General features: G+C 70.5%; 7 protein-coding genes, 2 pseudogenes and 1 CRISPR repeat array. Of the genes and pseudogenes, 3 read left to right on the top strand and 6 right to left on the bottom strand.

Features of this window, described 5'->3' with window-relative positions; all coding sequences use genetic code 11:
• The first annotated feature begins 66 nt into the window (after nucleotides 1-66).
• Nucleotides 67-521: direct repeats of the CRISPR family, unit length 29 nt; unit sequence CTGCTCCCCGCGCCCGCGGGGATGGTCCC.
• A gap of 230 nt (nucleotides 522-751) precedes the next feature.
• On the bottom strand, nucleotides 752-1,132 hold the full coding sequence (locus AB0E62_RS39655; protein WP_359048510.1) for a helix-turn-helix domain-containing protein: 381 nt from the start codon (nucleotides 1,130-1,132) through the stop codon (nucleotides 752-754).
• A gap of 75 nt (nucleotides 1,133-1,207) precedes the next feature.
• Between AB0E62_RS39655 and AB0E62_RS39660 the strand changes: the two genes are divergently transcribed.
• Entirely contained in the window at nucleotides 1,208-2,137 is a 930-nt protein-coding gene (locus tag AB0E62_RS39660) for an NADP-dependent oxidoreductase (protein WP_362205892.1), read from the top strand.
• A 610-nt stretch (nucleotides 2,138-2,747) separates the two neighbouring features.
• On the opposite strand, the pseudogene AB0E62_RS39665 reads toward AB0E62_RS39660, so the two are convergent.
• Together AB0E62_RS39665 and AB0E62_RS39670 are read right to left on the bottom strand one after the other, a co-directional pair.
• Nucleotides 2,748-3,223 (bottom strand): annotated as a pseudogene (locus tag AB0E62_RS39665) (hypothetical protein).
• Between the two features lie 186 nt (nucleotides 3,224-3,409).
• On the bottom strand, nucleotides 3,410-3,769 hold the full coding sequence (locus AB0E62_RS39670) for a helix-turn-helix domain-containing protein (protein ID WP_362205895.1): 360 nt from the start codon (nucleotides 3,767-3,769) through the stop codon (nucleotides 3,410-3,412).
• A gap of 81 nt (nucleotides 3,770-3,850) precedes the next feature.
• On the opposite strand from AB0E62_RS39670, the gene AB0E62_RS39675 reads away from it, so the two are divergent.
• Nucleotides 3,851-4,555: an SDR family oxidoreductase gene (locus tag AB0E62_RS39675; RefSeq protein WP_362205898.1), complete on the top strand. Its 705-nt coding sequence runs from the start codon at nucleotides 3,851-3,853 to the stop codon at nucleotides 4,553-4,555.
• A gap of 258 nt (nucleotides 4,556-4,813) precedes the next feature.
• Nucleotides 4,814-5,965, top strand: a pseudogene (locus AB0E62_RS39680) (MFS transporter); the annotation flags it as partial.
• Between the two features lie 71 nt (nucleotides 5,966-6,036).
• Here the strand turns inward: AB0E62_RS39680 and AB0E62_RS39685 are convergent.
• From AB0E62_RS39685 to AB0E62_RS39695, 3 genes are all read right to left on the bottom strand, one after another.
• Complete coding sequence (locus AB0E62_RS39685) at nucleotides 6,037-6,903, bottom strand: hypothetical protein (protein ID WP_362205901.1); 867 nt, start codon at nucleotides 6,901-6,903, stop codon at nucleotides 6,037-6,039.
• Between the two features lie 71 nt (nucleotides 6,904-6,974).
• The gene (locus AB0E62_RS39690) at nucleotides 6,975-7,790 is read right to left on the bottom strand and encodes an alpha/beta fold hydrolase (RefSeq protein ID WP_362205904.1); all 816 of its coding nucleotides are present in this window, start codon (nucleotides 7,788-7,790) and stop codon (nucleotides 6,975-6,977) included.
• A 193-nt stretch (nucleotides 7,791-7,983) separates the two neighbouring features.
• The coding region (locus tag AB0E62_RS39695) for a LysR substrate-binding domain-containing protein (RefSeq protein ID WP_362205907.1) at nucleotides 7,984-8,186 on the bottom strand (203 nt) is incomplete at its 5' end.

The raw sequence follows: 8,186 nt of genomic DNA on the forward strand, positions 1-8,186 counted from the left end.
TTGTCGGAGTCGGAGAAAGTGCTCGGAAACCGCCCCCAGCGCCAGTAAAACCGCAGGTCATTCAGCCTGCTCCCCGCGCCCGCGGGGATGGTCCCTCCTCGGCGTAGTCGATCGGCGGGGGCGGCTCCTGCTCCCCGCGCCCGCGGGGATGGTCCCCCAGACACCGGAGGGACCGTGATGGCCGCTCACTGCTCCCCGCGCCCGCGGGGATGGTCCCGCAAAGAAGCGGGCCCCGTCCGAGGAGGACGGCTGCTCCCCGCGCCCGCGGGGATGGTCCCGATGATCCGCCGCCGCTCGGGGTCGTTGATGACTGCTCCCCGCGCCCGCGGGGATGGTCCCGAACGGTGCGCGAGGTGGCAGCGACGGCAACGCTGCTCCCCGCGCCCGCGGGGATGGTCCCCCGGCGTCCGCGTGCAGGCTGGCGGCGGCGCGCTGCTCCCCGCGCCCGCGGGGATGGTCCCTTGGAGCACCTCGCCCTCGAGGCCGACGACGACTGCTCCCGCGCCCGCGGGGATGGTCCCGTGCGCAAGATCTTGAAGTCCCGGGCCCTCCATTGAGCGGTGTGCATTGTGAAGTCGCAGGTCACAGGTCTGGTGTGAATGGTGAGTTGGATACTCGTGCCGGTCGGCGGCTGATGATGATGGCGTAGATCCTCGGGCAGGTCCGGCTCTGGCGGGATGCGGGGTTCGGCTGCGCCCACGACCGGCCTCCGCCTATGATCCGTCAGCAGGTGGCTGTTCTAGCGGGGGTGTCAGTCGTTGTGGGCGACCCGCTTGGGATCCTCGTCGAGCGCATTGAGCACTGCGTCGCCGTTCGCCCTCGCCCACTCGGCCAGCATGTGGATCGGTTCGATCAGCGTCGCCCCGAGTGCGGTGAGCTCGTACTCGACGCGGGGCGGGACTTCGGCGTAGGCGTGGCGGCGGATGAGTCCGTGCGCCTCGAGCCGTCGGAGCGTCTGGGTGAGCATCTTGCGGGAGATGCCGCCGATCAGCTCGATCAGTTCGCCATGGCGCACTGGGCCCTTGCTGAGGCCGGCTAGTACGACCACCGTCCACTTGTCGGCGATGAGCTCGACTGCCAGACGCGCCGGGCAGTCGGCGAGAAAGAGATCACCGGGACCGAGACCGCTCATGGCCCCAAAGGTACCTGCTGGTTCCTATCGGAAACCTAGGCTGGGTTCTCTCCCCCTTCCAAAGCCAGGAGAGTCATGCGAGTCATCACCCAGGAGACGCTCGGCGGTCCCGAGGTGCTCACCATCGTGGACGCGCCCGAGCCCCAGCCTCTCCCGACCGAGGTTCTCGTCCGCGTCAAGGCGATCGGGCTGAACCCGTTGGAGGCGCGTCTGCGCGCCGGCGAGTTCCCGCTGATCGGCCGGCCGCCGTTCGTCCTGGGCTGGGACATCAGCGGCGTGGTTGAGGAGGCGCCGGGGACGTGGCGGTTCAGGCCCGGCGACGAGGTGTTCGGGATGCCGCTGTTCCCGCGGGCGGCGAGCGCGTACGCCGAGGTCGTGTCGGCGCCGGCGTTGCACCTGGCACGCAAGCCGGCGTCGCTCTCGCACGTCGAGGCGTCGGCGCTGCCGGTCGTCGGGCTGACGGCGTGGCAGGGCCTGGTCGACCTCGGCGGCGTGCGCGAGGGCGACCGTGTCCTGGTCCACGGCGGTGGTGGCGGGGTCGGCCACGTCGCGATCCAGATCGCGAAAGCGCTCGGCGCGCACGTGATCGCGACCGCCAGCGGGAGCAAGCGGAAGTTCGTCGAGGGGTTCGGCGCCGACGAGGTGATCGACTACATGGCGGTCGACTTCACCGAGGCGGTCCGCGACATCGACGTCGTGTTGGACACGATCGGCGGCGACACCGCCGAGCGGTCGCTCGACGTGCTCCGCCCGGGCGGTCACCTGGTGACGGCGGTCGCCGAGGAGGATTCGGAGCTCATCGCCAAGTACGAGGCGGCCGGCATGCGCTTCAGCGGCATCGCGGTCGACCCCGATCCGGTCGCCCTGCGAGGTCTCGTCGAACTCGTCGAACAGGGCAGGCTTCGGGTCCACGTGCAGGAGACGTTCCCGTTCGAGCGGGTCGCCGAGGCACACCGGCTGCTCGACGGCGGTCACCTCCAGGGCAAGCTCGTCCTCACCGTCTGATCCCGTCATTGGGGCCTCGCGTGAGCGAGGCCCCATTGAGACCCTGCATCATGAAGCCGCAGGTCACCGGTCTGGTGTGTGGGGTGATCGGGGGGACTCGCGCTGGTCGTCGGCCGGCCTAGTGGGGTTGAGCAGCAGCAGCCGTCGCGTTTGCGGCCGGGAGTCGGGCGCACCGGGTGCGTCGGGTGGCGGCGGCCGCGTGCCGCGTCCTGGCGGTGGGGGAGGTGATGGTACTTCCGGGGGTCTCGCACCACGGGATGTCCATGGTGCGAGCGGCGGAGCTGAATGCGCTGGTGCTGCGCTTCCTCGTCAGGCCGAGCGCGGCAGCGCGTGGTTGATGTCCCGGACCAGGCGTAGGTGGTGCCCGAGGTGAGTTCCGGCAGCATCAGCAGCACGAGGACCGAGACGGTGGCCAGGGCGGTGTGCCGGATCAACGCCCCGTACCCAGGCCGATCAGCGCGTAGATCGGTTCCACCACCGCTGAGCTGACGATCGCCAGTGCCCCGCCCGGGTGGTCGATCGAGTAGCCGGCGTGCCCCTCGGCCAGGATCGCCTGGGTGACGAAGAGGGAGGCCAGCGCGATCAGCCGTCCGAGTACAGTCCGCCTGCTCTATCGAACTGGGCCGCACTCATCGACGATCACGGTCGGCTCTGACAGGAAGACATCCCGGTCAACGGGGCCGTAAGCGATGTTGAACGTGTCGAGCCAGTACGACCAACCGCGGATTCCCAGGGCGCTGGTGAACCGATAGTTCAACTGCCAGCGGACCCACTGCCCGGGAAGCAGTCGAACTGCCGGCGGCCTGCGCGGCCGAGGCGGCAACCCGAAGAGCGGCTCCACACGAGCGAGGACTCGGAGTCGATCACCTTCGTCCCGCCGGCTGACACCGATCTCGCGAAGGCCCTTCTGGCTCGAACGTGGCTCGAAGCCGTCACGCTCGGACATCTGATTGAAGTGGGCAAACCGGAGGGGCATCTGGGGCAACGAGAAGCCGACCGGCGCCGCGTTCCTGCGGGCAGCGGCGCCTCTCCGCCCCGAGACTGCTTCGTCCAGGACGTCTTGATCCACTGCACCGTGATGTCCACCGCACCTGCCCTTCGCCGAGAGCCTGCGATCAACATCTGCTTGACGTCACCCAGGTTCCGAATGACCGGTCCGGTCCCCCCGAGCACGACCGGTTCCTTTCGGCGTGGGCGCGGGTCGACCGGCCTCTTCGCGCGGGGTAACGGTGACGTCGAGGCCGGGGCGGCGAGTCCGCCGGCTCATGGTGGTCACACAACCGGCCGGCGGGCCCGGGCCGCCTCGATGTCCGGGATATGCTCTTCGGCCCAGCGTCGTACGGCGCGGAGCGGGATGAGCAGAGAGCGGCCCAGCGGTGTAAGGGCGTATTCGACGCGCGGCGGATTCTCGTCGTAATCGTGGCGGCTGATCAGACCGTCGGCTTCCAGGGAGCGCAGTGTCTCGGTCAGGGCCTTCGGGGTGATGCCCCGGATGTGCGCCTTCAGCTCGCTGAAGCGGCGCGGTCCGTCCTCGAGGGCGTTGACGACGAACACGGTCCATCGGGCGCCGATACGGTGCAGGACCGCGCGGCTCGGGCAGGTCGCTGCCATCACGTTGTACGCCTTGCCCATGGCTGCTCCCAGTTTCGTTGAAGATACCGGTATCAAATTTATACCGTTGCACCCGATCCTAAACGAGAGGGAGTGGGACCCATGGAGCGGATCCTGGTCATCGGCGGTGCGCGGGCGCTCGGCGCGGCCGTCGCGAGGCGTGCGAAGAAGGACGGGTACGACGTTGTCGTCGGTGTCCGTGATCTGGCCGCGGCCGACGCGCTGGCGAGCGAGATCGGTGCCACGGCGGTGCGGCTCGATCTGCAGGACGAGTCGACGATCGCGGCCGCGGCGGAACGGCTGAAGGACGGAATCGACCACATCGTGACGACCGGTTCGGCACCGCACGACGTTCGCGTGACCGAGCTGGACCGTGACAAGCTGCTGGCCGCGTTCACGGCGAAGGTGATCGGTCCGATGCTCGTCGCCAAGCACTTCGCGCCGGTGATGCGGCCGACCGGGTCGATGGTGCTGTTCTCCGGTGTCGTCGGCTGGCGCCCCGGGCCGGGCTCGCTCGTCAAGGGGGTCACGAACGGTGCGCTCGAGTACGCCGCGCGCCATCTGGCGGCGGATCTGGCGCCGGTACGGGTCAACGCCGTCTCGCCCGGTGTCGTGGACTCGGGCGCATGGGATCGCCTTGGTGACAAGAAGGCCGCCTTGTTGAGCAAGAGCGCGGCCGGAACCCTCGTCGGACGGCACGGCGAGACCGACGACGTGGTCGACACGGTGATGTGGCTCCTCCGCGCGGGTTTTGTCTCCGGCGAGACGATCCACGTCGAGGGCGGTGCCCGCCACAAGACCGCCTGACGCCTGGCCACCCTCCGGGTTCGACGTCGAGCGTTCACCCGTGACGCACCGTTGACGGTCGTCGGAGAGAGGACCAACAAGACAAAACGCCATCACGGAGTCGGAAGGACAGTCAGTTGGACACCACCGGTCAGCGCCTGCCAGGCGAACAGACCGACACGGCGGCCGGGAAGGGCACCGAACGAGGGATGACAGCCAGGCCGGGGCCCGTGGCCTCTTGCCCGACATGAGCGCCAAACCGCCTTCGCCGCCGCGACCTTCATCAACCAGATCGGCAAGGGCCTCTTCATCTCCGGGGCCGCGTTGTTCTTCACCCGCTCCGTGGGTTTTCCGGTCGCCCGGGTCGGATTCGCCTTGGGCGCCGCCGCCCTGATCGCACTCGCCGCCGGCGTCCCCGTGGGCCACCTGGCCGACCGGCAAGGCCCGCGCGAGGTCTTCCGGCTCGCGGTCATCGCACAGGCCCTCGCCGTGGCGGGACTGGTGTTCGTGCACTCCTTCCCCTTGCTGATCGCGTGCCTGTGCGTGGCCGAGTTCGCCGTTGCGGCCGGCACGGCCGCCCGCGGCCCTCTGACCCGCGCCCTGGGCGCCCCGAATCCCACCCGCTACCGCTCCTACCTGCGTGCCCTCAACAACATCGCCGTCGGCGCCGGAGCCCTCGCGGCCGGCGTCGTCGTCCAGTTGGACATCAGGACCGCGTACGTGTGTCTCCTTCTCGGCACCGCCGTCACGTTCCTCGTCTCCGCGGCCGTCGTCTCCCGCATTCCGTCCGTGTCGCCGGTGGACGTCCCGGCGCAGGGCGGCCGCTGGCCGGCCCTGAGGGACAAGCCGTACGTGGCGCTCACGGCCCTGGACGGCATCATGTCCGTCCAGAACCAGGTGCTGATGTTCGCCCTGCCGCTGTGGATCATCGGGCACACTGATGCGCCGCGGTGGTTTGTCGGCGCGAGCGTGGCGGTCAACGCCGCCCTCGTGGTCTGCCTTCAGGTGCGGGTCAGCCGCGGCGGCCACGACAACGCGTCGGCCGGCCGCACAGCGCGCCGCGCGGGGGCGGCGTTCCTCCGCTCCACTGCCCTCATCGCGGTGGCGGGCGGCGCGCCCGGATGGGTCGCCGTGGTCGTCGTCCTGATCGGCGTGATCGCCCTCACCACGGGTGAACTGCTGTACACAGCCGCCTCGTTCGAGCTGTCCTTCGGCCTCGCCCCCGAGCACGCACAGGGCCGGTACTCGGGCCTGTTCGCCATCGGCCAGGGCCTGTCCAACGCGATCGGTCCGCCGGTGCTCGGCCTGGTCTGCATCGGCTGGGGCGAGCCGGGCTGGCTCGCCATGGGAGCTCTCTTCCCCGTCGCCGGCCAGGTCATACCGCTCGTCGTGAGGTGGTCCGACCGCACGCGCGCACACAGCCCGGGCTAGCCAGGGCCAGGGGGGTGCCGTTCGGGTCAGCGGGCGGCACGCGGCGGCGATGCGGCTGTGATCCGGGTGGCTCATGCGAAGGTCACCTCGGCGTCGGCGTGCCGGGTCTCGCGGTGGGTGGCGATGCGCAGTCCGGCCTGCCCGTGCGAGGGGGTGCCGTCGGCCAGGATGTGCTCGCCGGCGAACACCGGCCGGTGCAGCCGGTAGGACAACGAGCGTACCTGCCGCTCGGGAGCGTTCCTGCGTACCAGTTCCGCCATCAGGAGGGCCAGCAAGGGGCCGTGGACGACCAGGCCGGGGTAGCGCTCCGCGTCACGGACGTACGGGGTGTCGTAGTGGATGCGGTGGGCGTTGGCCGTCAGGGCGCTGAAGCGGAAGAGCAGGGTCTCGTCGGGTCGCAGACGCAGCTGCCGCGGCCACTGCGCCGTCGGCACGGTGGTGTCGTCCAGCGTGGCCGGGGGGTGCCGGGGTGCGGAGCTGCCGCCCGACCGGTAGACAATGTCCTGTTCCTCGACCAGGCATGTGCGCCCGTTCTGCCGGAACTCCTGGCGCTCGGTGACGAACAGCAGCTCGCCGCTGCGGCCCTGTTTGTCGGTGACGGCGGCCAGGCTGCTGACGCGCCCGGCCGGTTCGCCGAGACACAAGGGCTCGCTGATGGTGCAGCGCCCGCCGGCGAACATGCGCCGCCGGTCGGGGACGGGCGGCAGGAAACGGGCGTCGCGCGGATGGCCGTCGGGGCCCAGGGCCTGCTGGGGAGCCCAGTGGAGGAAGTAGAGCCACTGCCACAGCGGCGGTAGGGGGCCGCCGGATGTGGCGGCGGAGCCCGGGAGGTCGAGCAGGGCCGACAGAGCCGCTGCCGGGGCGGGCGGGAGGACGTCCGCGTCGGTGACCGGTTCGGGGCGCCATGACTCGACGTAGGGGGCAAGAGGGACGGGCATGTCGTGTCCTCGCGGGGATCAGGTCGGCCGGGTGCGGGACGGTTCGCGTACGACAAGGGTGGCCGGGAAGGTCAGCTCGTCGCACCCGGTGACGTGAGGAAGGCCGAGACCAGCGCGCTCGCTTCGGCCCGGCATTCCTCGAAGTACGCGTGTCGGGCTTCGGGGAAGAGGTGGGTTCGGGTGTCGGGGATGCGGGCGGCGAGCAGGGCGAGGTTGTCCGGCGGGGTCATCCGGTCCTGGCCGCCGTGGAGGATCAGCGTCGGCGCGGTGATGCCGGGCAGGGCGTCCCACGCGTCATGCAGGTTGCTGGCCAGCAGGTGGCCGCGCCGGGCGTGCGGGGGCGCGCCGGGGTCGCCGAGGGTGTTGTAGGGGCCGGGGTGGGCGGTGCGCCAGGACGGCGAGTACATGAGGTCGGTCAGCGCCTCGCGCGCGGCTTGCGGATCCGGCTGGGCCAGGGCGCGCCGCACCGAGGGGTCCCGTTCCACTCCGTGCCGGCCGCCGGGACTGGTGCAGCCGAGGACGAGACGGCGGACTCGTTCCGGGTGCCGGGCGGCCACCCATTGCGCGACGCGTCCGCCCATGGAGGTGCCGTAGACGTCGGCGCGCTCGATGCCCAGTGCGTCGAGGACGGCGATCACGTCCTCGGCGAACTGGTCGGTGGAGTAACCGGTTTCGGGCTTGTCGCTGGCTCCAGTGCCTCGATAGTCCATGGTGATGGTGCAGTGCGTGCCGTGGAAGTCCTCGCGTATGCCGTCCCACCAGTGGTGGTTGTTGGCCTGCCCGGCGAGGAGCACGAGCGGAGTGCCGTCTCCGCTGCGCTGATGGGCGAGTGCCGTGCCGTCCTGGGCGCGGGCGAAGGCGTGGGGCAGGCGTTCGGTGCCGGTCATGTCGTCTCTCCGGTCGTACTGATGTGATGGCCGATCACCCGGTCTCGGCGGTGCTGTCGGCTCCCGGGAGCTGGGCGGAGAGCCATCTGCCATGGGCCACCGCCGAGTGGATCTGTCGCACCAGCTTATGGGCGACGACCTCGACGGCGGGTGGTGTCCGGCCGTATCTGGGGGTGGCCAGAACCACCGAGCGTCACACGTCGGGATCGGTGAGCGGCGCGGCGCTGAGCGCGCCGCTCGTGAGGTACTGGGCGATGCCGACGCCTGGCAGGAGGGTCCAGCCGTGCCCCGCCAGGACGAGTTGCTTCTGGACGGGCATGGAGTTGGTCTGGACGGCGATGCGCAGCTCGGCCCCGGCGCGGCTCGCCGCCGCGTCGATCAGGGCACGCAGCGCGT

Source organism: Streptomyces sp. NPDC038707 (assembly GCF_040636485.1).
Taxonomy (GTDB): domain Bacteria; phylum Actinomycetota; class Actinomycetes; order Streptomycetales; family Streptomycetaceae; genus Streptomyces.